The sequence below is a fragment of the Bacillus sp. AFS012607 genome, assembly GCF_002558005.1.
Taxonomy (GTDB): domain Bacteria; phylum Bacillota; class Bacilli; order Bacillales; family Bacillaceae_G; genus Bacillus_A; species Bacillus_A thuringiensis_S.
On sequence record NZ_NTVM01000038.1, the window covers coordinates 1 to 21559 of the forward strand.

Consider the following 21559-nt stretch of genomic DNA (forward strand, 5'->3'; position numbering starts at 1 on the left):
AATAGAAGTTTTAAATCCATCTGCGTTTTGCTCAGATTTCGTCATACGTTCCGTAAGCTTTCCTTGTTCGTTTTGAACATTAGAAACAGTAGTGTTAATCCCTTTAATAGTAGTCTCAATTTCTACTGTCTTTTTGGTGAAGTCAGTTGTTGTTACTTGATCTCCTGGTGCTGGAATCCAGTCTGTAGGCTTGTTTCCAAACTCGATTTTCCACTCCCTAAAATCCACATAAATATCCGTTTGTTGGACCGTTGGAGTTGAAAGGATAAATCTAATTCCAGTATATTTAGACAGGTCACTTGGCATTGTAAGAGTGGTCGATATAGTAGCCCAACTACCATTAACTTCAAATGTTTTATTTCTATCAGGAAATGGAAATTCTGAGCCACCATATAACAGTGCCATCAATGTCATACTCATTGCTTTTGATGCCCTAACTTTGTGAGAGAAAGTAACCTGCCTACCAGCAATGTTATCCGATACGTTTGATAGTAAAAATCCATTATACAAACTAAGCGTAACAGTATCTGTACCTTTTTTAGAGTTATTAACCCTTAAAAACTTAACTGTACCTTCCGTTTGTTCAGATACATCTATTGGATAGATAGGTGCATTATTAGAATAAATAGCTGGCAATTGACTATTTAGTAATATATTACGAACACCAATTTCAGTATTATCAACTTTAGTTTTAAGTTCAGTAAGGGTTTGTTTCGTACCCTCAGCTGTTGTCTTAATCTCGTTTGTCTTCTGCTCTAGCTGTGATAAACCTTCATTCGTTTTCTTTAATTCAGACTTCTCCGCTTTCTGTGTAAGAGCTTCATTCGTTTGACCAATAGACGTATTAATATCCTTGAATTTCTGTACGTTCCCTTGTTTATCAGTTTCATAAATTTGTTTACCTATGAAACCATCTTTAATTTCATCTTTCGTATAAACACCAGATTTATCAGCCTTATCTTTCAGCTGATTATCAATCCAGGTTTGATCCACTTTGTCATTAACTTGCTTTTGAACATCCACTATTTGTCCAGCTATTTCTTGTGCTTTACTTTCCACACTTTGAACCTTTTGATTTAGCTCCGTTTTAGCTATTTCAATATCTTTCTTAACATCTTTAATACTTTGCTGCAATGGTTCTGTATCAGGGACGACAGGTTCCCACGCTATGCCTGTCCATATTTTTAAAATACCAGGCTTACCATTACTAATATCACGCCATAGCGTTTTATTAGGTTTAAGACCAGTAGTAGGTGGATTAGCTCCTTCTATAATATCTACAAGGTTTTGATCCATATAATCTTTAGTCTTTTCTGCTATATCCTTTGCTACTTTACTTTCTTTTTGAGCTTGTTCGGCTGTACCCTTCGCTTCTTCTGCTAACTTTTCTAGTTGTTCTAATAGTTCTTTATTGGCTTTATTACCTAAAGAAGCAAGCACTCTATTGTATAATTTTCGCATTTCTTCATTCGGATCGGTAATTTCACGGTAGTCACCAAATATATATTTATCTTGTGAAGGATCAGTAAATGATTCATCACCAGCGATTGCCCGTGCTTCTAGATACAGTTCAGGAGTAAAACCTGTATCTTTAATTCGGATTGTGTCACCTTCATTAATCAGCTCGTGAGCTAGGCCAAATACACGTCCAATGCTTTGTGCTTGAACATCGTAAGAAATAGAGGAATTTATCCGTTTGGCTAATTCTGTTTTCATAAGAGTCATTAAACGTTTCGGTGTTATATCGCCTTCTGTTTCTGGTGTATAAAATCCAAATTTATGTTGCCCACGTTCGTTCCATCGTTGGAAAGCATCACTGTCCACAAGATAAGGAATACCGTCATTTATGTCAGTAATTGTAATAAATCCGTCTCCTTCTTTTTTGGAGAAACCAAGTAATGCTGTACAAATGTTTTGTGAGTTCTCAACACGTTTAATTCCCACTAAATCTTTGCCAAGTGTTACTTCTTTCCCTGTTTCTTGACCGCGTTTCTTTACCATGTCCACATAGCGACTGACAATTTGAGAACCAACTACTTCAGCACGGTATTGGATTTCTAACTCGAACAAAGAAGCGATATCTTTTAAAAATTTCAGTGGATCTATGAATTCATCAATTGTCATTGTGTGGAAACCAACGTATTCTGTTCTTCCTCTTTTCCACTTCGTACCTACAAGAGCCATATCAATAAACTCATTTACTGTTTTACCTTCCACCTTCTGTGGAGTAATAATGCCAGCTTTCGCAAGTTGAATCCATTCACCAGATGCATAAGCAATGACTGATCTATCATTAGAATCCTTTTCGGTTTCAGTAATAACATACGGAACGATACGCCCGTCACGCACTTCTTTTAATACTAAATTTTGCTGCATGAGTGTAGCTGCATGTTCCGTATTATCAAACACTTTAAATTCTAATGTATCTATATTGTTCTTAATTTCCCAATGTCGTTTATCATCCCAATAATCTTTTGTTTGTATATTAGAAACGATTTGACTCGTTTTAAAATCAACAACATGTAATGTTCCGCTTGGTGTTCTCATCTAAATCGCTCCCTATACGTTATTTTGGCTATTCCCACATCGGAAGGCATAATTTCAAGCTTGTTTAATCCTTTGTTAACAACTGGATAATCACTGAATATATCTTTTAGATTAATCGCCTTTTTACCATTGATTGATACAAGGCTTCGCTCGGTATCAATAACTACTTTATCTCCAACATCAAAAATATAAGGCGGATTATCTTGGGTATTCATATTGACTTTCCAAATTTTTAAGTCATCGATGCTCATGTCTGTACAAAACATGTTATCCGAAAATTGACTGATGCTTATTTGAACTTGTGCCACTTTATCCATATTCATATTGTTTTCATCTTCCCACACGACAAAGCGTTCCGAATCATCCTTTTCGGTATTCCATAAAAACTTAGAAATATAAGCTTCCCATCTATTGCCGGTACGTGCTAACCATAATCGACCACGATATTGATTCCATGTAGTAGGATGATCTCCAGGTTCATTTATAAGCACTTGCTCGCTGTTTGGTTTCTTTTTGTTACCAAGCTTAGCGAACCCTGTATTCTGTTCTGCTTGCCAATGAACATCATTCATAGAAATACGAGCCACATAGTCGCTATTTTCATCTAACAAACCTATTTCAACACGCCCCATTTGATCGGGGTGAGAGCTTCTTACCCCAACATACGCCTGCATAATAAAATCTTGTAGCGGGCCTTGTGGGATGTTCTTTTTAGCTATGCAACCATGCCATCCTTTTATATTTGTTTCACCTAAATAAACCGGAACTAGGCGTGAGCCTGCATCTACTTTAAAAGCCCCGCCCCCTACCATATCTTCTGCACTCGGAACATCCGTCCATCCTATAGTGGTAGACATTTCATCCCACATTACCCGCTGATTTCTTTCGACAGGTATCTGATTTACGCTAAGCGGCCATCCGATACGAAAATAATTGTCTCCATTCCATACATCAAGAAATGTGGAAGGCTTTGTTACTTCAACTTCTATAATTGGATTAGATTCTACACTACCTTTGTTTTGAATATTTGCTATTAACCCACGCCCATCCATTTCAAATTCTACTGTTTTAGTAGGCCCTAACTTATATGGCATTGGACAAACGAAATTCAAAGTACCTTTACCTAAAGTAACGAAATCATCAGGATTAAAATCCTCATCAATTATAGCTAAATATGTTCTATCAGGGGTTGCATCAAATACTAGCTCAACTGCTTCTTCTGTAATTAACCATGCTGCTATTTCTTCTTTTAATGTTTCTAAATCTGTTCCATCTGGAACGATAATTCCTACAGGGACAGGAAGTGGACGAGGATCTGTATCCGTTCCTAATAATCTTGCGCCTGGATATCCAGGTATTTTTAAGAAATTACGTTTTAGAGGTGCCCATGTTGGTGGGCTCCATCCTTTTTCTATTTGGATATATTCTTTTCGTTGATTGTTGAATGTAAAAGAGCTCATTTTGACACCCCGTTTCTTTATAAAATAAAAGAAACCCAAACCTAAAAGGCTGAGTTTCTCTTGTTTTCTCTATCTTGATATTCAGTTGTGTATCGATAAGTACCACGTGCAACTTCTCGTCCATCTAAATTAACAGGCACTTCAATTGCTAATCCACCACCTGGAACCGCAAATTCACCATTTATTCCTTGAGTTTGATACAATCCATTAGCTTGCGCCCCTAAATTGCCTACATTAACTGTTGGTACTGCCGCTGCACTCATTGTTTTAGAAGCTTGATTAATAATCCCTATTGAATTCTTCATTCCCTCCGCAAGTCCATCCCCAATACTTTTCCCAGCTCTGTTACCCATATGACTAAACTGTTTAAAAGTATTATTCACAGTATTAAAGATGTTTTCAAATGCGGAGGATAACATGTTATCTTTATTTGGATTTAAATTCGGATCATTATAGAAATCTTTAAAAATTTGTTCTCTAAATCCAGCAACTTTTTTACCGATTTCTAGCCACTTTCCGGATTCTACAAATTCCTCTTCTAATATTTCTTGAAATGGATTGCCACTCTCTAACACACTACGTATATAACGTGCTACAGGGTTATCAGCACTCATACCGCTATTAACATCATAACCCTCTAGTTCTTTACCAACTGCTTTCAATGCATCTCTCATGTCCACTGGTAAATGTGTAATCCAGTCATTTAGATAATCACCGTCTTCAAATATTGCTTCAAAGTATTTTTGAAGTGGATTATTATTCATCATTCCATTCATATTTGAACGATTAAATGCATTTAAGGTGTTTTCTAGAATACCAAATACAGAATTTGATAGGTCTTGTACTACTTGAAGAACCCCACCTGAAGATTGTTGAATACCGACTGCAAGACCACTACCAATATGTTTACCAACTTTATCACGCATCACACGTGATGGACTGTGAATATCAAAGAATCCAGTAAAACCATCTAAAATGCTGTTACCAATTGATCTAACTTTGTCCATTACTTTTCCAGCCATACTACCAAGACCGTCAATCAGACCACTTATAATGTCTTTCCCTATCTTAATTAAATCAACTTTTCTTAAAGTATCAACAATCTTCGGTATAATATCTGTTACAATTGTAGAGCCTAATTGTCCTACCATGCTTACAATCCCTTTTATTAAAGCCAAAATCAATTGAACACCAGCTTCAAGGATTTTTGGTAAATTCTTAATTAATTCTCCAGCTAAAGTAATAATAAGTTTTAATGCTGCGGCTATTAATTCTGGTAGAACTTTTATGATACCAGCAATTAACATAAGCAATATATTGATACCAGCTTCAAGGATCTTTGGCAAGTTAGCGATTAATGTGGATGCTATTTTAACAATTAAATCTAAGGCTGCATTAATAAGTTGCGGTAAGACTTTCACAATCCCATCGATAATAGCCATTAGAATTTTTATACCGGATTCAATTATTTTAGGTAAGTTTGCTAGTAATGTATCTGCTATTTTCGTTATAAGATTTATCGCTAAATCTATTAATTGCGGTAACATTTTAATGATTCCATCTATTAAGCTAATTAATACTTTTACACCAGCTTCAATAATCTTTGGTAGATTTGATGTAATTGCTTCAATCAAAGTTGTAATGACGGTAATAATTGCTAAAGCGATCATAGGTAATGCTTGTGTAATACCTGTGATTAATGAAACTAATAAATTTATTCCTATTTCAATTAACTGAGGTAAAAATGACATAATTCCATTAATAATAGTTTCTATAATCGTTACAGCTATTGGTATTAATTGCGGAATCATCTGCATAATTCCATTAATTAAAGTCATAATTAATTGAAGACCAGTTTCTATAAGAGTAGGTAAGACTTGTACAATTCCAGAAATTAAGGTTTGAATAATTTGGATTCCTGTTTGAACGATTATAGGAAGATAAGTTACAATCATTTGCGAAATCGTATTAATGATTCCAACAATGGCTTCAAGAATAATTGGAGCCGCTACAACCAAACCATTCACAAGACTTGAAATCATTTGAGATCCAGCTTCAAGAAATTGCGGTAATGCTGTTGTTACGAAATTAGCTATATTGGTAAATATATTTGTTATGGTTTCAAGAATAATTCCTGAATTTGCATTCAAATATTCTGCAATCGCTGGTAAATAACGAGATACAGAAACAAGGACACCAGGAAGACCACCGATAATTGCCCCCGCTATAGAAGGACCAATTGTTTTAAAAATCTCTCCTAATTGGCTAAAATCTCCTGAAAATACCGCTTTTATAGCATCAAAAAGATGTAGACAAGCGTCACGTATTTTAACAACAGCTAAGCCAATTTTCTCCGCTGCGGCTTGAAAACTCTCAGGTAGATAACCTACCCATTGATTCATATGATCTCCTTCAGCCGCTGTAGTAAATAGATACTTACCTAAAGCGATAAGAATCCCAATAAAGTTCTGTATACTAGTAATCACACCAGATAGACTATTATTGAAACCTTCATTTGCCTGCCATAAATGTTTCATCCACACGACTACTCCTGCTATAGCTGCAGTGGCCGCTATTAATCCTCCAACTACCAATGCAACTGGACCAGCAACAGCCCCAATACTTACACCTACTATTCCGGCTATACTGGATAAGGTGACAAATACCGGAGCTAGAGCCATGCAAGCTCCAATTAATATTCCTAATGCTACAGCAACCGTTGTTAATGCTGCGGCTAATGCTGGATGTGCTGAAACCCAACTTGCAAAAGCTCCGATAATATTAGCTACAATACCCAAAAGTGGCTCAAGTGCCATTTTTAAGTCACCCATTGCTTTTTGGAACTTCACAGCTGGACTTGCATCCATTTTCTTTATCATGGCATTTAACTCTTCTTGACTTACGTTTAAATCAATGACCTTATCTTTAGCATTTAAAAGCGTATCTATAATATTCTGTCCTTGGTCTTCAAACATGGTCCCGAATAGTTTTACACCAATCTCATTCCGCTTGGTTTCATCCTCAATCTGATTTAAAGCTTTAGCGATATCTGTCATAGCGGCTGAACCTTCTTTACCGCCTTTTGCTACAGATTGTCCCCATTTTTGTAATTGATCGGCTGAAATTTTCGTACCTTCAAGGGATTCCTTCATTGATTTATCGACTTCTTTACCAAACTCAGCTGCTTTAATACGCCCTTCTTTCAAACCATCTAAGAGATTATCGATCATTTACATTCAACGTGATTCGCAAAGTCACGCCCGTTCTCTCATGAACTGCTATACGTCACCGCATAGATTAGACTATATCTTCAACTACTCGAGTTGCTCCCCGTTTCGAGTGTCATTTGCTTACACCCTACGTCTTTCGACTAGTCGTTGCACGTTCCTTAATTAAAAGGCTTCGCTCAGTATTGTCTCACTTGAGAGTTTCACTGAATTAAAGGAGTTTTTCATTGTATGTCGCCATACAAGGGAACTATAATCTAATTCCAGGTTCCTGTATCTACCCCAGCTGCCATAATCGCTTGTACTTCTTCAGCTGTATACCCAGCTCGTGTTAACTGCCCGCCATATTCAGCAATGATATCTAACTGTTCTGGGGGGAATCCCATTTTTAATAAGGCATTTGTTAAAGCTAGCGCACTATCATTGGTTATCCCCAATTCACTACCAACTTCATTGGTTTCTTGGATTAATTCGGTAAAATCAATACCTGCATAAGAAGCTGATATTGCGGCTGCTCCCTTTACAATTGCTGCATTCGCTTCATCACCAACTGTTTTATTTAAAGCCCATTGTCTACGAGTTCCTTCAAGAGCTTCTTCCACATCTACACCATATGCTTCGATTCCTCGAACCGCTTGTTCAACTGATTTCTTAGATGATGCTGGGACTTCAAAAGTTACATCAATTTTCGTTTTTAATTTTGAAGTATCAAGAGCCTTTTCAATTACACCTGAGATGCCCCCAGCCGCCATCGCTCCGCCTAACATATTTTCTAAACCGATATCTAATTCTTTGAAGCTTTTCCCTGCTCTTTCAGCTTCACGTGAAAGGTCCCTTAAATCATTTCGAACTTGTTGTATTGAATTACCATCATCAACAGAACGAAGCGCACGTTGTAATTTTTCAATATCAGCTTCCGCTCCCAATGCTTCACGACCAATAAGACCAATGGCTTGATCTAACTGCCTACTGGTAGCCGTGCCACTTTTAATTGCATTCACAAGACGATTTCCTAACGCTCCTGCAAAATCATCAACACTTTTACCTGTAGCTCTAAATAATGTTTCTAATTGCCTTGTTGAACTCGCTACATTCTCTTGCTCAGCTTTCATGTTTCCAAGTTTATTTTTCAGACCATTAAGCGATCCTTCTGTAAATTCAATTTCACGCCTGAATGCACGATATTGTTCTTCAGAAATTTTACCGTTTTGAAATTGAGCTTGTACTTGTTGTTCCGCTGCTTTCAACTTATCTAGTTTTTGCGTTGTATTTTCAATCTGTTGTGTAAGTAACTGTTGTTTTTGCGCTAATACTTCCACATTACCTGGATCAAATTTTAGCAAACGCTCGACATCTTTTAATTCTTTAGCCAAAGCATCACTTTGTTTATTTACATCTTTTAAAGCATTTTGTAACGGCTGAGTATTCCCGCCAATTTCTATCGTAATTCCTTTAATTTTTCCTGCCATTTTCTCACCTCTCTTCTTTAGAAACTATTAAAGTCTGCTTGCGTTGCTTTACGTGTTTTTTCTTGTGGTGGTTTCTGCATTTCTAAATATTCATCGATATAATCAAGGCACATACCAATCGTCATATCCTCTAAATCAGCCTTTGTAAGTTTGCATTTATAACACAAAACAAGGAACGTCTCAGTGGTGAATACATCACCCTGATTCGCTCCTTGTTGACTATTATTACTATCTACAACTTTTTTTTAGATTGAATTGTGGAAGCTATCATATCTTGAATATCTTCTAAGATTTCAATGATCGGAAATTCATCAAATGAATCTAACCATACCATCGGTTCTGGTATCTTTGGATCAGCTGTTTTCGCCATAGTCCAAACAAGATTATAAAACACTTCGAAATCCACACTATCTAACTTACTTGGATCTAGATTTTCCATATCGATTTTCCCAAGTGGTGCTAACTTGAGAAGTTGTGCAAAATAATCCTTTCCAAATTGCGCTTTAAATCGGACTGGTGTTCCTCCTGTACTTTTCAAACGAATATCTTGACCATCTACTGTAATTGTCTTTTCCATTTACTATTACGCTCCTTTTGGTGCTGCTGGTTTTTTAACATATACTTCTTTGTACCAATTATCATAAATTGCTTGAGTTGTTTTAGATGTTGTTTTTGTTTTAACCATTGGTCTTCCACCAGGAGCTAAAACGATTGGACTAGAAACAAACTTCAGTTCATTTGTATTTGGTTCAGCTGAATTTGTTTTTGTTTTAGATGCAATTGTTGGACGACTCGCTGCACAGTTATACATAACATGTCGAGTAGCATTTACATCGCCATCGAATTCAAATAGTAATGCAAATGGTTTCCCTTTAGCATCAGCTAATTCATTTAATACACCATCTGTCTCATCTAATTGTTCGCCTAACGCATCAATAGCAAATTGCTCTGGAATAGTGGCAATATTTAATGTTCCATCGTAACCTTGGTTATTACTTGCTGCGTAATAAAGCATGTCATCTGCATAGAATTCAATTAAATCACCACGCGGCTCAAATGTTAGTTCAACCCCACCAGGCAATGGAATAGGTGTCGCAAACTTTACTAAAAAATCTTGAGTATCAAATGGGACATAATGTACATTCTTTAAACCAAACGTAACTTTATTTTCTTTAAGCATTTATATCAACCTCATTTCATATATTTTCTGATACATATTTTCAGATTCAATAATTCCTTCAATCGGTGAGTCATAAGGAATCTCATGATCGTCTAGAACTTTTTCAAGTTTGGCTTCTACAACTAAATTTTTTTTAGTAGTGTAAAGCTCAATATTTACATCATTTATTTTGTGATAAACCTTGTTATCTGCCATTAGGTTTGCTGATCCATCCACAAGGAAACAAATATATGGAGGACTTGGCACAGGATTACCTGGTGTTGCTGTGAAATGCGAATAAGCCACAGGATAACCTGTAGCTTCAAGAATTTTTGTTAATTCAACTAATGTCATTGTTGAACCGCCCTTTCGATACGTCTTGGCAACTCATCAATTACATACTGTTCAACTGGAAGGATATGAACTTGTGCCGGAACACGCCCACCCCCGACTTTCGCATGTCCATTTTCTAAAAGATGCGTTAATTGTCCTTGTGAATTGTGGACGACAACACTATTACCTTCTTTTTTCTTACGCCATCCTTTACGATATGCCCCTGTTTTTTTAGGACTACCTTGCTTTAATTTTTCTACAGCAACATCAGCAACTTCTTCTTGCGCTGTCAGTAATTCTTCTTCCACAACATTTGCATATCTTTGCAATTCTCTAGCAAGTTCGCTCGCAAAATCATTCATATCAAATATGCTCCTTTGCGATAATAGTCAATGTTTGATACATTTCATCATCATTCATTGGCGGTTCGATAATATCAAAGATACGACCTTTCATATTGATTCGCATTAATTCTGTAATACCTGCTGTATAAGGCGTCACAAACCGATAAATCCGTGTAGATTGTGATGCTGAAGCTTCAATGTACTCCGAACCTTTTACCGTTTTTATCATTGCCCATGCTTTTTTTACTTCTTGCCAATTACCTGTTTCAACTTCTTGATTTAATTCATCTTTTATTACTTCAGGTTGTTCAATGATAATTCGATTTCTACAATCGCCTGTATTCAGTGGTTTTTTATACTGAAAAGGACGCATATTAATCACCGTCCAATTTAATTTCTTCTAATGCTTTATCGATACCTAAACTATTAATCTGACTTAAAAAATTCTTGTCAAAATACTCTAATGCATCGTTATAGACATAACGAGAACGTTCAAAGACTAATTCTTTGAACTCCTCGTCTTTATTTAAATCATAATTCCCACAAACCCTAAGTAATGCCTTGTTAGACGTAGAAAGGATGCGCTTTAGGTTATCATCTTCCTCAGCCCCTAAGTGCATCCTATCTTTAAATTCTTGTAATACTACATCTGAAATTACTGTTTCCATTCACATCATCCTTGTGTCGGTGGCGTTACTTCTTCAAGTTTCAGTGTATAAACTTGTGAAGTGTATTTATCCTTCGGTTTACCTGTAGCATATTGTTTAGCAATATAAACAGTTGCATCTTCTAAAGCTAATGTTTCTTCATACTTCTTGATTGGCTCTGTTCCACCCATTGCTGCAACATATTGACCTTTAACAAAGAATAATACTTTTCCTTGAGGTACAAACACTGATTCTGTAAGGATTGGGTTAAATGGCAAGCTAGTTACATATACTCCGGCCGCATTTTGAATTGTCGCGTTTGCCTGAATATCAAAAGTATCAAACGGATTAGTTACCATAACTACTTTACCAGCAATATTTTTTGGTCGATCTGCGTCTGAACCATCAGCATTTAATTTTTTAGCTAACAATTTAACAACGCCTTTTAATTCGTTGATTGTTTTACGACCTGGTTCAAATGTTAAAGTACCTACTGGCTTTTTATCTGGATACACTCCGCCAACAACACTTCCACTTGGATCTTTTAATAACCCAATAGGTTCATTCTTACCTGTACCAGCTACAAATCCACGTTCTAAGCCTACTTTCATCGCTTCTGTAATCATTGTACGAACATAACGTTCTACCCATACAGGTCCAAGTTTCAACATGTCATTTGCTAATGGAATAAACGCCGTTAATTTAAGTTGTGAAATGCTATCTTTACGGAATGTAGCGTTTAATTGACCTTTAATACCATCAAATAATGGCCCCCATACCGCTGCACCTTCTGGATCTCCGTAAACGAATTCTGTTACTGCACCTAAATTCTCTAAACCAATATGTTGTAAGAAAGGATGATCTTCAACTAAGTCATCAAAAATACGTTCTTGAGTTGTTTTAGGTAAAGTTTCAGTAGACTTAAATCCACCTTCTTCAACTACTGCATTAAAGAATTTCATTTCGTCACTTGTTAATACATTAGCGCCACGAGACTGCATAATAGAACGATCTACCATTGATTCATTTACTTGATTTAAAATATCTGCTCGTACATCTGTAGCAAGTGCTCCAATCATAGAATTTAATGCTGCTGTTTGTTCTTCTGGAGTTCCCTCCTGTGTTGCTTTCGCAAATGCTAGTTTCTTTTCTTCAAAATTATTAAATTTAATAACCATATTTTATTTTCCTCCTAAATTTAAAAAGAGCGTACTCAAATTCTGTTTTGTATTAACAGGTTCTTGAATAGGCTCTTTTGGATTTGTATTTGTTTGTAAATCATTCAGAATTTCATTTTTTAGTCCTAATAGTGCAGCGTTTAAATCTTCTTTTGTAATCCCTTGGCCTTTATTCATTGTTCCATTTCTAAAACCATCGATTACTTTCTGTGGAAGCATGGAAGCAGTAGTAGTTGAAGCTGTCATTTTAACTGGATTCTCCATAAACATAATTTCATCCACAAAGTTATTTTCTAATGCTTGTTGTGGACCCATCCAAGTTTCTTCAGCCATCATATTAAGTAGTTCTTCTTCTGATTTACCACTCTTAATGACATAGGCGTTTACAATTGCTCGATCTGTCGTTTTCAACATTTCAGCCGCTTTTTCCATATCACGATGATCTCCACCGTTCCACATCGAAGCGTTATGAATCATGATTTGTGCAGTTGGAGAAATTCGGACTTTATCAGCAGCCATTGCAATAACAGAAGCCGCACTTGCAGCCAAACCAACAATTTGAACTTCCACATGACCAGGATAATTCTTTAACGCTGTGTAAATCTCTGAACCTTCGTGTACATAACCACCAGGACTATTAATTGATACAACTAAGTCATCGCCATTTGCATCATCAAGCGCTTTTGAAATCTTACCTGGGCTTGCAGCATCCATTTCAAACCAATCATAAATCCACGCTTCATCATTTGAAATAATTGGGCCTTTAACGTCAATTTTCACCGTCATTTTGTTTCTCACCTCCTTCTTCTGTATTCATTTCAGCGTAGTTTTTCGTAATATAATGCTTGTTCAAGTTAGGATCATCCGATATTTCATAGTCTACTTCTACCCTGATTTCATTTCCTTTAAATACACCAGAAGCAATCAATTTATCTATTTTTTCCGCCAAATCAAATATACTTTGATAAGAAACAGCTTTTACTTGAATCCTTTGTCCTTTTAGATACTCTTCTTTTTCAAAAAATTTAACGTTTGCTTCATCTGATATCTTTTTTAGCAAAGGTTTCACTGTGAAAAGCATGTAATTTTTCGTTTGCTTCTCTACATCAGCCATTTCACCATATAATAAAGCTGTCGGAATACCAAAAGCCATTGCTACTTGATTTAGAAAGCCATTAGTTACTTTATTGATTTCTTCCACACTAGGGCCATTAGCAGAACCATTATAAACTTCTTTGTACTCAATCCCTTTTTGTTGTGGAACAATAGCTATATCTTTCTTACCGATCGCTTGATACATGTCATCTATAAATTTTTGTAACTTATCGACCTGTTCTTGTGTTTTAGCACCAATCATATCCATATCAACCGTGCCACGAATTTGATTTTTTCGTTTCTGAGAACTTAAAATTCTTCCGAATAAGTCGCCATAATCAGCAAAGAGTCCATCAATAAGTGGTGATAACTTATCATTTCGATATCTCAAATGAATAACTTCACTTTGTTTAAAACTTCTTTTAAACTGATAATCTTTTACTGTGACATTCGTAAAAGTATCTTCAAACACGGCATATTCGTTATGTTCAAAATCATCAGCAATAAGTAAATCACCATCATCAGCTTGGATAACTAAACACTCATTATCATAAACAAGCTTCTGAATGAATTTTTCCCAAAATGTACTTGCTGTCATATTCTTATTAGGTCTAACATTTAACCGGTAGTAAAGTTCATTCTTTTCAAATGCTTCACCATTTTTAACTCTAAATTCCGATTGACTAATTGTTCTTCCTAAAAATGATATACAGGTATCAATCGCTAGTCGCTTCATGTGGACTCTGTTCGCTGTATCAATGAACATATCTACATCAAACATAAACGCAATTTCTTTGTTTTTGTTTAATACATCACTGATCCATCCAATTGTCATCACCCCCTTTATTAGAATTTAATGTCGCCTATAACAAAATCAGTTACTTCTTGTATTTCATCAGCCCTATAAAGAGCATGTACAAAACACTGGAAGCCATCAGTCTTTCTACGAACCGGCTCTTTCTTCTCATAAACTTTGTTACCATCGGCTTTAATAACAACCAATACGTTTTGTGTATACCAACGCATCATAGGATTATCATCAAAAACGATTTGTTTATTTGCGAATGCCATTTCAATTCGAGGTGCTAGTAAACTATGAATTGCTCTAGGATTTCTTATAACTTCTATTTCGAATCCTTCCGCTTCTAATAACGGTCTTATTGCTTCCATACGGAAATTATCAGCAATAATTTTCTTCAATCCATAAGAGTCACGCATTTCAACAAACCAATCGACAATATGTTGAGGATTAATTGTTGGTTCATCCACAACAGTTAACAAACCTTGTTCTTCCCATTCTCTAATTGGTGCATATTTTTCTTTTTTAAATTCTTTCGCTTTTTTAGAGTAGCCATAGTAAATATCAACAAATTCTTTACGAACAAAAGAATGCGTTTTGAACACATATTCACCATCTACTCTAAATAAAAGCCCACAAGCAGCGAAATCTCTAATACTAGCAAAATCTAGGGCTCCAATACATTCTCGCCCATACAAATCAGGAAACGGACGGTTTGTTGCTTTAATCTCTTCCCACTTCGCAACCGAACGTTCTAAATCTGACACAGGTAAATTCATTCGTTTTGTCATGAATTCAATTCTGTTGTCTGGATCGTCTTCTAAATCTTCATATTCTTCCTTCATCGTTTCAAATAAGCCTTCAGCATATTCACTTAATGGCTTTGATAACATAGGATTTGCGAATTCCCATTTATCTAAATCGTCAACTTCTCTTTCGTCATTAAGCTTACATATAAAGGGGAAAACAGCGTTCGGACGCGCTTCACCTCTTAAAACTTTCATTGCTTTTTCTTTTAATTTATCTAAGAAACCATCTCGTACATATCCATCTGTACCAATATAAAACTCACGCGGATTCTTTCTTTTTCCCAAGCCGCTGATGTGGACGCGGACATCTTTATTACTTTCATATCGATGTATTTCATCGAAAACTACCGCACCGTCTCGCAAACCATCTTTTGTATCTCCGTTTGATGTTCTAAACTTCAATACACTTGCAGTAGCTCTTGAAGTAGTTTGTGTTTCAGTTGCTTTGAAAGCCTTTTTTAACGTTTCATGTCTGCGAACTGTTTTCTTTACTTCATCAGGGCTTGTCTTCGCTTGTTCTTCACTATTTGCAACAACAGATATGTTATATTCAGGTATTCCATGTAATTCACTAATTAAAAAATGAGCGATAACTGATATTAAACCGTTTTTACCGCCACCGCGCCCTAACATCCACAAGAACTTGCGATAAAATACACGGCCATTCTTCTTATAAAGTAAAAAAACGAATGCTATTAAGAATTTTTGAAATGGTTGCAAAGGAAAATACCACTTCTCACCGAAGTTGATACAATCCTGAATCATTTCATCATCAAAATACAAATCTTCTCTGTTTAAAACATATTTTTCTAGATAATTAATTAACAGTTCTCTTTCTTTGTTGAACTTTACCTTTCCTGAACGATAAAGCTCAATGTATTCTTCCACATACTTTTGCTTAATCATGTTAAATCACTTTTGCTATATCCAGTATTAGAATTATCAGTCTTAGGAGGATTAAAATCTAATCCTAAATCCTTTCCTAATGCAATTAATGAACTGTTAATTTTATTTTTCTCCGCAATCGCTGGGTTTGGTTTGGTGAACTTTTGCGATCCGTTAATTGTAGTAATCATTGTCCCAAACTCTTCAATAGCTTCATCCAATTGATAGTACAATTCTAAGAGGTTTAAATACCTCTCAACCTTCTCAACTTGAATGCTATTTTCTTCATCTATTCGATTTAATAGTTCTCTTTTTACTTTCGCTTTGTTCTTCACAGTCACCACCCCCCTTACGTGCGTAAATTTAGTAAAAAAACTCGACAGTTAACCCCCTCCTCCGGTGCCCCTTAGAGCATTTTTTGATGAAATTTTTTAAGGGGGGGTGTTATTATCGAATCATTTTTACCACTTTTCATCGTTTTCCCATTTGTTTATCTTTTTTACAAACACTCTACCGTGTTCTTTATTATGACAATCCACACAGACTGTTTCTAAGTTATCTATTTCTAATGCAAGTTCTGGATGATGTTCTAGTTCTTTTATATGATGGACAATAAGTTGAATCTTCTTACGCTTTGCACTCTCACTGTACTCATTGGTATCTGTTTGTACTCGACCATTGCGTTTACATTCCTGGCACTCATAAGAGTCTCTCTTCTTTACTTGCTCACGTATCCTCTTCCACTCACCACTGTCATAGAACTTACGCTTCTGTTGTCTGGTTTTATATTCATTCATGAAGCTTACCTCTTTGTTTATAAAACAACTTAGCTATATCAAGAGCTAACAGGATAATCCAGAATGGAATTAAAAAGAAGATAACAGCAATTGATATAACAATTGTCGCTATCAACCATACAGCATCGTCCACATTCTTATATGCAACCTCACATATCGATGGATATAACCTGATTGTTGTATATAGTAGCCCGACAATAAGATAAGCTAATAGCCATAACATCTACCTCACTCCTTTTAACCTTGATTTATCAATCACCCACGTCTTACCAATCTTCTTTGCTACAATCTTTCCTTCAGCGCATAAGTTCTTAATATGACCAGGTGATACATTAAGAATAGATGCAGCTTCATTTACACCGATTACATTGTGTAAGAATATATTCATTCACAACCACCAGAATATAAGTGTTGTTCCAACTCTAAGATTCTTTTATAGCTTTCAATGTAAGCTGGATTACAATTGTTAATAAGCAAACAATACTTCTTTACTTTAGTTAAATCGTATTTAATAGCCCATGTTTCTTTTGTTGTATGATTGATTTGTACATCTTGCTTTAGCTTTAAGGCTTCAATAAGATCCTCGGTTGAGAACTTAGCTAATAATTCTGTTACACTTTTAGATTCAGCCTTCTGTTCATATACACCATCCATCTACTCACCCCTTACACTTAAATCTTTTCTCCATTTATCTTTTTCCAGTAATTCTTTTATTGATGTTTGCATGAGATATTCCACAGAATAAAACATAGGTTTCCCGCCATACAGCTTGTAATACTTAACATCTATTCCAGACTTTTTGTGTGCTTTTTCAAGTGGTTTAAGGTATTTGATATATGCTTTCTTATCAATAGGCATAAGACCAAGTGCAGCAATCTTACCGTTTAAAACACTGTCCATCTATCTTCACTCCTTAATCGCTCGACATTTAATAGAATCTATAGATTCCGCTATAATCTTTCCATCTAATGCAGTACTGATCTGTATATCTTTTAATTCATTCTTATTAGTAAACCTACCCATAACCTTATCCAACTTCTCAAATGCTTCCACACATGCATAAGCTACGTTTGTTAATTCCTTCATTTGTTTCAATGCTTCAGTCGTATCAACATTCACCTGAATTGCTAATTCACTAGTTGTACTTTGATCAGTTTGCTTCTTAACCGGATTATAAGGTTTAGGTGTTGCTGGTCCGCCACACTTGACACATCTCATCCCATCTAAAAAATGTCCAAACATCACGGTACGACACTCATTGTCCATACATTCTAATTGCGTTTTAAATTTCATCTTTCATCCTCCTCCAAAATAAAAAGCACCCGAATGGATGCTAAAAGAATCTTATTTTAATAATTTTGTAGTCTGATTTAATTTATACAGGGAAATGAATGAACACAACATCCTATTATCTGTAAGAATGGAAAGTAAACTTAACATTAACTTCCGATAATAAAAAATTATGTAAACAAGATATTTTCTCGGAATGTAGTGATATCAGTCATTTCCCCGTTTTACCTATTTTATTGTTTAATTTGTAATTAAATGTAATTGTATGCAAATTTCATACATTGCTGTATTTATAGGTGTTTTCACTGTCAATAGCTAATTTGCTATGCATAAACTTCACCTTGTTAACTAACTATATTTTCGTTCATTTATTTTGTAACATATCGATAATACATGTAAAGGATGATTATCCATATTAGAATTCCGAAGAAGTCTACCCAACCCATTCCCTAATCACCATCTTTATCTCTTCTATTTATATTCCGGTACGTGATATTTTAATATCCACTCATAAACAAAAGAGCAACCGTTTCGTTCAGTTGCCCTTCCGTTAATTCTTTATGTTATTACTATAAACCCTTTTTGCAATAGTTAACATGAACTGAAGTGAACTTAACATTTTGTTAACTTAACTTCTGAGCATATTCAATCATACGCTTTATTTGTGCGTGTTTGTTATAAATGTATCGTGGACTATAATCTAACTCTTCAGCAAGCTTTTCCAATGTCTTGCCTTCCACATACTTACCATACATAATCTTATGTTCCAAACCGTGGAATGTACTGATTACCTTTTTGAAATCAAACATGTCGTTCATTTTGTGAGCTAAGTCATGTTCACGTACAGCAATACGATCTTCCAGTTTCCCGCCTTCTGAACCTTCAGTTAATCGAACTTCTTGCAAGTCGCCATACACCCATCTTTTTAGTTCGCGCTTACTTCTATCTAAATCATTTTCTAAGTAGATAATTTCATCTTCTAATTTATGATAATCTTTTAACCATTCCAATGTGTATGCCACCTCACTTATTTTAGGATGCCAGCTTGTACAAATATATTTCTCCATGCATCATTCGTTCTTTGTTTATCAAATAATTTACCTCTACGAGCAATCGCCTTCTTTATTTTCCGTTTTTTAAGCTTTTTCATCGTTTTTCCCCCTTGCATTTTCACCTCAAACCGATGAATCATTTTATACAGTGTTATTACACGTTTTTAGACGTTTTATATTGTCCAAGACCTATTACATTCGAAATTAATTTAAACGTTTAATTTCCTTATTATATAGAGCCGTTTTTTCGTGAGAAATGAAAATTAACCTTTTCCATTCCTATAACTCCTATTTTTCAGAAACATATTCATAAAATTCGATTTCTTTATCGATTTTTTCAATTGACCATTCATCAAAATAATTAAATTCAATATTTGCACCTTCAACGAATTCAATCAAAGACATTAAATGTAAAACCTTTTTATATCTATTCATTCCTCTACCTCCTATTTCAAATCCTCAATCATCCATTGAACTTGTTTCACCATTTCATGAACATCAAAATCATTTTCTTTACAAATTTTAATTGTTTCCATTTCTAACACTTGAAAGCTTCCACAATCTAGAAAAATATCTGTTAACCTCCTAACGTGGTCATCAAACGTTTTACAATCTTGTTTATTTATCGGTTTACAGTACATTTTCCTAACCTCACTTTCTATTCAAATGAGGCATTTCAGTCATTCCAATTATGAAAGTATTGATATTTTCAGGTGTTCCAGTAATAATTATTTGCCCTAAATCAACAGTCACTTCATCCTCTTTTCGAGATAGGTTTATTACGGTTTCTGGCTTCTTATTAATAATTCTTAACTTGCTTAATATCTTAAAATTAAGATTCTTCATATTAATTTCCCCTTTTCTACAAAATGAAATTTTTATACTAATCTTCATCAAGAACCGTAACAGTTAAGTAATTCCTAGCTCTCTTTCGCTTTGCTAACTTCCTTTGATAAGTTGGTGTTGTATAATAACGAACTGTTGCAGGAAGTACACCCATATGTTGAGCGCATTCCTTTGCAGTTCCAATACATACGAATGATTCACCTTTATAAACGACGTACTCCTTTAAGTTCATTTTTTATTCTCCTTTTCTATTAAAATGAAGTTTTTGTTTAGTTTTCTTTATCCCACCCTTGATACTTTCTGAATAATTCAGCCATTGTCATATTGTTATGTTTTGCTAGATCTTTAGTTAGGGCACATACATTTTTAAAAGATGTACATCCTTTTTCTATATCGAGATATTCTAGCAAATTAACATGCCAACCATTAAAATATGGTCCCTCACCGTCATTAACTTCTTCCGCCCAACAAAATAGCCTTTGATTATTAACCGTTATCGTGACATTCGGTATACCTTGATTACTTCCCTCACACCAACGCCAACCGCCGCTTTCCCAATGACCATCATCCGTATCTCTTTTGCTTGCATCATCACTCAGTATCTTAAAATCCTCATCCGAAACTTCATATACTTGATATGATGTTGTTTCGTCACCGTATGTTCGTGTAGCATTAACCCCTAATCTTTTTAAATCTTCAGTTATGTTTCCTTGTACTAATATTTCTTCCATTTTAATTTCCTTAGTTAAATTAACAGTTCCGATTTCTTCGTAGGGTTGTACTTTGTAACCTTTTTCTTGTAGTATTTTTAATACTTCTTGTGCATCCTTCCACGCTGATATACCTTGTCCAAATTTAATAGTCACTGTATTCATTTCCATTCTCCTTTTCTAATAAAATAGCGTTTTTGTTCATAATCCTTAATATTTATTTGCAATGCGGTTATAGTTCTTATCGTTTTTAGCCTTATACGCTTCATACATGTCATCAAAATCCATTCCGATAAGTTGCCCGATTTGAATTAAAGAAGCTAAAGCGAATGTGTAGTCAACTTGATTACTAAAATTAGTTCTATAAATTAAACTGAATAATTGATTTAAAGTTTGTCCGGTTCTAATGTCATATTCCAGACTAGCTTTGATAATATCTTGCCCTTTATCAGATAAAACGAAATCAGTATGGCCGTACATATTGCCGAGTGAAGGTAGGAAATGCATGCAGTCCGCAAATTCTTCCCATCGATCGTGAATGTTGTCTTGTTTTCTATTAACCTTCCAATGTTTGAAAAACTCAATTTCATTCGCTAATTCACCTAATTCAACATATAAAGCGGTTGTTGTATTTGCAGTCAGATTGATACCTTCTAATCCTCGTTCTTTTACAAACGCAGCATCTAATTTTTCTTGTCTTTCAAAAATAGGTTGTAAGTTCAACATTTTCATCATCCTTTTCTTAATAAGTTTTTTAAGTTCATTATTCGTTTTTCTAATTGACCAATGGCTATTGTTGTTTTTGACATTTCAGATTTCAACATTGATTTATGAAGAAATTGGTTTTGCAAGTCACTCTCCGCGCTTTCTAATTCTGATTCAAGTTGAATTTTTGTTTCTTTCTTCATTCAA

Annotated in this window: 30 protein-coding genes and 2 pseudogenes; all 32 read right to left on the reverse strand. The window is 35.1% G+C overall.

Features of this window, described 5'->3' with window-relative positions; genetic code table 11:
• Nucleotides 1-2547 (reverse strand): phage tail spike protein (locus CN409_RS28265; protein WP_170955823.1); only part of this gene is annotated, 2547 nt, incomplete at its 3' end.
• On the reverse strand, nucleotides 2544-4007 hold the full coding sequence (locus CN409_RS28270; protein WP_097981764.1) for a distal tail protein Dit: 1464 nt from the start codon (nucleotides 4005-4007) through the stop codon (nucleotides 2544-2546). The genes CN409_RS28265 and CN409_RS28270, both read right to left, overlap by 4 nt.
• Nucleotides 4008-4048: 41 nt before the next feature.
• Nucleotides 4049-6982, reverse strand: a complete 2934-nt coding sequence (locus CN409_RS28275) for a phage tail family protein (protein WP_240518678.1) — start codon at nucleotides 6980-6982, stop codon at nucleotides 4049-4051.
• 512 nt (nucleotides 6983-7494) lie between these two features.
• Nucleotides 7495-8703, reverse strand: a pseudogene (locus CN409_RS28280) (hypothetical protein); the annotation flags it as partial.
• 17 nt (nucleotides 8704-8720) lie between these two features.
• Entirely contained in the window at nucleotides 8721-8870 is a 150-nt protein-coding gene (locus CN409_RS32090; protein WP_000338227.1) for a hypothetical protein, read from the reverse strand.
• Nucleotides 8871-8935: 65 nt separating this feature from the next.
• The gene (locus CN409_RS28285; RefSeq protein ID WP_000415940.1) at nucleotides 8936-9280 is read right to left on the reverse strand and encodes a hypothetical protein; all 345 of its coding nucleotides are present in this window, start codon (nucleotides 9278-9280) and stop codon (nucleotides 8936-8938) included.
• 6 nt (nucleotides 9281-9286) lie between these two features.
• Entirely contained in the window at nucleotides 9287-9883 is a 597-nt protein-coding gene (locus CN409_RS28290) for a major tail protein (protein WP_089148342.1), read from the reverse strand.
• On the reverse strand, nucleotides 9884-10216 hold the full coding sequence (locus tag CN409_RS28295) for a hypothetical protein (protein WP_097981769.1): 333 nt from the start codon (nucleotides 10214-10216) through the stop codon (nucleotides 9884-9886). It lies immediately after the preceding gene.
• Nucleotides 10213-10557, reverse strand: coding sequence for an HK97 gp10 family phage protein (locus tag CN409_RS28300; RefSeq protein ID WP_097981771.1), 345 nt, complete (start codon nucleotides 10555-10557; stop codon nucleotides 10213-10215). Before CN409_RS28300 ends, CN409_RS28295 begins: the two co-directional genes overlap by 4 nt.
• Nucleotide 10558: 1 nt before the next feature.
• Nucleotides 10559-10912 carry a phage head closure protein gene (locus tag CN409_RS28305; protein WP_097981773.1) on the reverse strand — a complete coding sequence of 118 codons (354 nt, stop codon included), beginning with the start codon at nucleotides 10910-10912 and terminating at the stop codon, nucleotides 10559-10561.
• Between the two features lies 1 nt (nucleotide 10913).
• A complete protein-coding gene (locus CN409_RS28310; RefSeq protein WP_097981774.1) occupies nucleotides 10914-11207 on the reverse strand; it encodes a hypothetical protein in 294 nt (97 codons plus the stop codon).
• 5 nt (nucleotides 11208-11212) lie between these two features.
• Complete coding sequence (locus tag CN409_RS28315; RefSeq protein ID WP_050843024.1) at nucleotides 11213-12364, reverse strand: phage major capsid protein; 1152 nt, start codon at nucleotides 12362-12364, stop codon at nucleotides 11213-11215.
• Between the two features lie 3 nt (nucleotides 12365-12367).
• Complete coding sequence (locus tag CN409_RS28320) at nucleotides 12368-13150, reverse strand: head maturation protease, ClpP-related (RefSeq protein WP_097981706.1); 783 nt, start codon at nucleotides 13148-13150, stop codon at nucleotides 12368-12370.
• On the reverse strand, nucleotides 13134-14297 hold the full coding sequence (locus CN409_RS28325; RefSeq protein WP_430981349.1) for a phage portal protein: 1164 nt from the start codon (nucleotides 14295-14297) through the stop codon (nucleotides 13134-13136). The genes CN409_RS28320 and CN409_RS28325 overlap by 17 nt, the downstream gene beginning before the upstream one ends.
• A gap of 8 nt (nucleotides 14298-14305) precedes the next feature.
• On the reverse strand, nucleotides 14306-15973 hold the full coding sequence (locus CN409_RS28330) for a terminase TerL endonuclease subunit (RefSeq protein WP_097981709.1): 1668 nt from the start codon (nucleotides 15971-15973) through the stop codon (nucleotides 14306-14308).
• Nucleotides 15970-16287 (reverse strand): P27 family phage terminase small subunit, encoded by a 318-nt coding sequence (locus CN409_RS28335; protein ID WP_097981711.1) that lies wholly within the window; start codon nucleotides 16285-16287, stop codon nucleotides 15970-15972. Before CN409_RS28335 ends, CN409_RS28330 begins: the two co-directional genes overlap by 4 nt.
• 126 nt (nucleotides 16288-16413) lie before the next feature.
• Nucleotides 16414-16749 carry an HNH endonuclease gene (locus tag CN409_RS28340; RefSeq protein ID WP_097981712.1) on the reverse strand — a complete coding sequence of 112 codons (336 nt, stop codon included), beginning with the start codon at nucleotides 16747-16749 and terminating at the stop codon, nucleotides 16414-16416.
• The gene (locus tag CN409_RS28345) at nucleotides 16742-16972 is read right to left on the reverse strand and encodes a hypothetical protein (RefSeq protein WP_000964491.1); all 231 of its coding nucleotides are present in this window, start codon (nucleotides 16970-16972) and stop codon (nucleotides 16742-16744) included. Before CN409_RS28345 ends, CN409_RS28340 begins: the two co-directional genes overlap by 8 nt.
• Nucleotides 16973-17137, reverse strand: a complete 165-nt coding sequence (locus CN409_RS28350) for a helix-turn-helix domain-containing protein (protein ID WP_097981714.1) — start codon at nucleotides 17135-17137, stop codon at nucleotides 16973-16975.
• Nucleotides 17134-17403, reverse strand: a complete 270-nt coding sequence (locus CN409_RS28355) for a hypothetical protein (RefSeq protein ID WP_097981715.1) — start codon at nucleotides 17401-17403, stop codon at nucleotides 17134-17136. Before CN409_RS28355 ends, CN409_RS28350 begins: the two co-directional genes overlap by 4 nt.
• Complete coding sequence (locus CN409_RS28360; protein WP_097981716.1) at nucleotides 17404-17649, reverse strand: hydrolase; 246 nt, start codon at nucleotides 17647-17649, stop codon at nucleotides 17404-17406.
• Nucleotides 17650-17655: 6 nt separating this feature from the next.
• On the reverse strand, nucleotides 17656-18042 hold the full coding sequence (locus tag CN409_RS28365; RefSeq protein ID WP_170955825.1) for a hypothetical protein: 387 nt from the start codon (nucleotides 18040-18042) through the stop codon (nucleotides 17656-17658).
• A 620-nt stretch (nucleotides 18043-18662) separates the two neighbouring features.
• Entirely contained in the window at nucleotides 18663-19106 is a 444-nt protein-coding gene (locus tag CN409_RS28370; RefSeq protein WP_097981718.1) for a hypothetical protein, read from the reverse strand.
• Nucleotides 19067-19189 (reverse strand): DUF3983 domain-containing protein, encoded by a 123-nt coding sequence (locus CN409_RS28375; protein ID WP_097981719.1) that lies wholly within the window; start codon nucleotides 19187-19189, stop codon nucleotides 19067-19069. The genes CN409_RS28370 and CN409_RS28375 overlap by 40 nt, the downstream gene beginning before the upstream one ends.
• A 190-nt stretch (nucleotides 19190-19379) precedes the next feature.
• Entirely contained in the window at nucleotides 19380-19526 is a 147-nt protein-coding gene (locus CN409_RS32095; RefSeq protein ID WP_170955827.1) for a hypothetical protein, read from the reverse strand.
• Nucleotides 19527-19537: 11 nt separating this feature from the next.
• The gene (locus CN409_RS28380) at nucleotides 19538-19732 is read right to left on the reverse strand and encodes a hypothetical protein (protein WP_097981721.1); all 195 of its coding nucleotides are present in this window, start codon (nucleotides 19730-19732) and stop codon (nucleotides 19538-19540) included.
• A 10-nt stretch (nucleotides 19733-19742) separates the two neighbouring features.
• The gene (locus tag CN409_RS28385; protein ID WP_097981722.1) at nucleotides 19743-19937 is read right to left on the reverse strand and encodes a hypothetical protein; all 195 of its coding nucleotides are present in this window, start codon (nucleotides 19935-19937) and stop codon (nucleotides 19743-19745) included.
• A 37-nt stretch (nucleotides 19938-19974) separates the two neighbouring features.
• Nucleotides 19975-20169, reverse strand: coding sequence for a hypothetical protein (locus tag CN409_RS28390; protein ID WP_097981724.1), 195 nt, complete (start codon nucleotides 20167-20169; stop codon nucleotides 19975-19977).
• A gap of 37 nt (nucleotides 20170-20206) precedes the next feature.
• Nucleotides 20207-20668 (reverse strand): hypothetical protein, encoded by a 462-nt coding sequence (locus CN409_RS28395; protein WP_141527750.1) that lies wholly within the window; start codon nucleotides 20666-20668, stop codon nucleotides 20207-20209.
• A 69-nt stretch (nucleotides 20669-20737) separates the two neighbouring features.
• Nucleotides 20738-20818, reverse strand: a pseudogene (locus CN409_RS32890) (DUF8088 domain-containing protein); the annotation flags it as partial.
• Between the two features lie 39 nt (nucleotides 20819-20857).
• Nucleotides 20858-21373 carry a dUTP diphosphatase gene (locus CN409_RS28400; protein WP_097981727.1) on the reverse strand — a complete coding sequence of 172 codons (516 nt, stop codon included), beginning with the start codon at nucleotides 21371-21373 and terminating at the stop codon, nucleotides 20858-20860.
• 5 nt (nucleotides 21374-21378) lie between these two features.
• Entirely contained in the window at nucleotides 21379-21555 is a 177-nt protein-coding gene (locus tag CN409_RS32100; protein ID WP_170955819.1) for a hypothetical protein, read from the reverse strand.
• Nucleotides 21556-21559: the final 4 nt, after the last annotated feature.

What these genes read in the sequence shown, in the direction of transcription:
- CN409_RS28270 (WP_097981764.1), bottom strand. Translation starts at nt 4,007, where the DNA reads ATGAGCTCTTTTACATTCAACAATCAACGAAAAGAATATATCCAAATA.
- CN409_RS28275 (WP_240518678.1), bottom strand. Translation starts at nt 6,982, where the DNA reads ATGTTTGAAGACCAAGGACAGAATATTATAGATACGCTTTTAAATGCT.
- CN409_RS28285 (WP_000415940.1), bottom strand. Translation starts at nt 9,280, where the DNA reads ATGGAAAAGACAATTACAGTAGATGGTCAAGATATTCGTTTGAAAAGT.
- CN409_RS28290 (WP_089148342.1), bottom strand. Translation starts at nt 9,883, where the DNA reads ATGCTTAAAGAAAATAAAGTTACGTTTGGTTTAAAGAATGTACATTAT.
- CN409_RS28295 (WP_097981769.1), bottom strand. Translation starts at nt 10,216, where the DNA reads ATGACATTAGTTGAATTAACAAAAATTCTTGAAGCTACAGGTTATCCT.
- CN409_RS28300 (WP_097981771.1), bottom strand. Translation starts at nt 10,557, where the DNA reads ATGAATGATTTTGCGAGCGAACTTGCTAGAGAATTGCAAAGATATGCA.
- CN409_RS28305 (WP_097981773.1), bottom strand. Translation starts at nt 10,912, where the DNA reads ATGCGTCCTTTTCAGTATAAAAAACCACTGAATACAGGCGATTGTAGA.
- CN409_RS28310 (WP_097981774.1), bottom strand. Translation starts at nt 11,207, where the DNA reads ATGGAAACAGTAATTTCAGATGTAGTATTACAAGAATTTAAAGATAGG.
- CN409_RS28315 (WP_050843024.1), bottom strand. Translation starts at nt 12,364, where the DNA reads ATGGTTATTAAATTTAATAATTTTGAAGAAAAGAAACTAGCATTTGCG.
- CN409_RS28320 (WP_097981706.1), bottom strand. Translation starts at nt 13,150, where the DNA reads ATGACGGTGAAAATTGACGTTAAAGGCCCAATTATTTCAAATGATGAA.
- CN409_RS28330 (WP_097981709.1), bottom strand. Translation starts at nt 15,973, where the DNA reads ATGATTAAGCAAAAGTATGTGGAAGAATACATTGAGCTTTATCGTTCA.
- CN409_RS28340 (WP_097981712.1), bottom strand. Translation starts at nt 16,749, where the DNA reads ATGAATGAATATAAAACCAGACAACAGAAGCGTAAGTTCTATGACAGT.
- CN409_RS28345 (WP_000964491.1), bottom strand. Translation starts at nt 16,972, where the DNA reads ATGTTATGGCTATTAGCTTATCTTATTGTCGGGCTACTATATACAACA.
- CN409_RS28350 (WP_097981714.1), bottom strand. Translation starts at nt 17,137, where the DNA reads ATGAATATATTCTTACACAATGTAATCGGTGTAAATGAAGCTGCATCT.
- CN409_RS28355 (WP_097981715.1), bottom strand. Translation starts at nt 17,403, where the DNA reads ATGGATGGTGTATATGAACAGAAGGCTGAATCTAAAAGTGTAACAGAA.
- CN409_RS28360 (WP_097981716.1), bottom strand. Translation starts at nt 17,649, where the DNA reads ATGGACAGTGTTTTAAACGGTAAGATTGCTGCACTTGGTCTTATGCCT.
- CN409_RS28365 (WP_170955825.1), bottom strand. Translation starts at nt 18,042, where the DNA reads ATGAAATTTAAAACGCAATTAGAATGTATGGACAATGAGTGTCGTACC.
- CN409_RS28370 (WP_097981718.1), bottom strand. Translation starts at nt 19,106, where the DNA reads ATGGAGAAATATATTTGTACAAGCTGGCATCCTAAAATAAGTGAGGTG.
- CN409_RS28375 (WP_097981719.1), bottom strand. Translation starts at nt 19,189, where the DNA reads ATGAAAAAGCTTAAAAAACGGAAAATAAAGAAGGCGATTGCTCGTAGA.
- CN409_RS32095 (WP_170955827.1), bottom strand. Translation starts at nt 19,526, where the DNA reads ATGAATAGATATAAAAAGGTTTTACATTTAATGTCTTTGATTGAATTC.
- CN409_RS28380 (WP_097981721.1), bottom strand. Translation starts at nt 19,732, where the DNA reads ATGTACTGTAAACCGATAAATAAACAAGATTGTAAAACGTTTGATGAC.
- CN409_RS28385 (WP_097981722.1), bottom strand. Translation starts at nt 19,937, where the DNA reads ATGAAGAATCTTAATTTTAAGATATTAAGCAAGTTAAGAATTATTAAT.
- CN409_RS28390 (WP_097981724.1), bottom strand. Translation starts at nt 20,169, where the DNA reads ATGAACTTAAAGGAGTACGTCGTTTATAAAGGTGAATCATTCGTATGT.
- CN409_RS28395 (WP_141527750.1), bottom strand. Translation starts at nt 20,668, where the DNA reads ATGGAAGAAATATTAGTACAAGGAAACATAACTGAAGATTTAAAAAGA.
- CN409_RS28400 (WP_097981727.1), bottom strand. Translation starts at nt 21,373, where the DNA reads ATGTTGAACTTACAACCTATTTTTGAAAGACAAGAAAAATTAGATGCT.
- CN409_RS32100 (WP_170955819.1), bottom strand. Translation starts at nt 21,555, where the DNA reads ATGAAGAAAGAAACAAAAATTCAACTTGAATCAGAATTAGAAAGCGCG.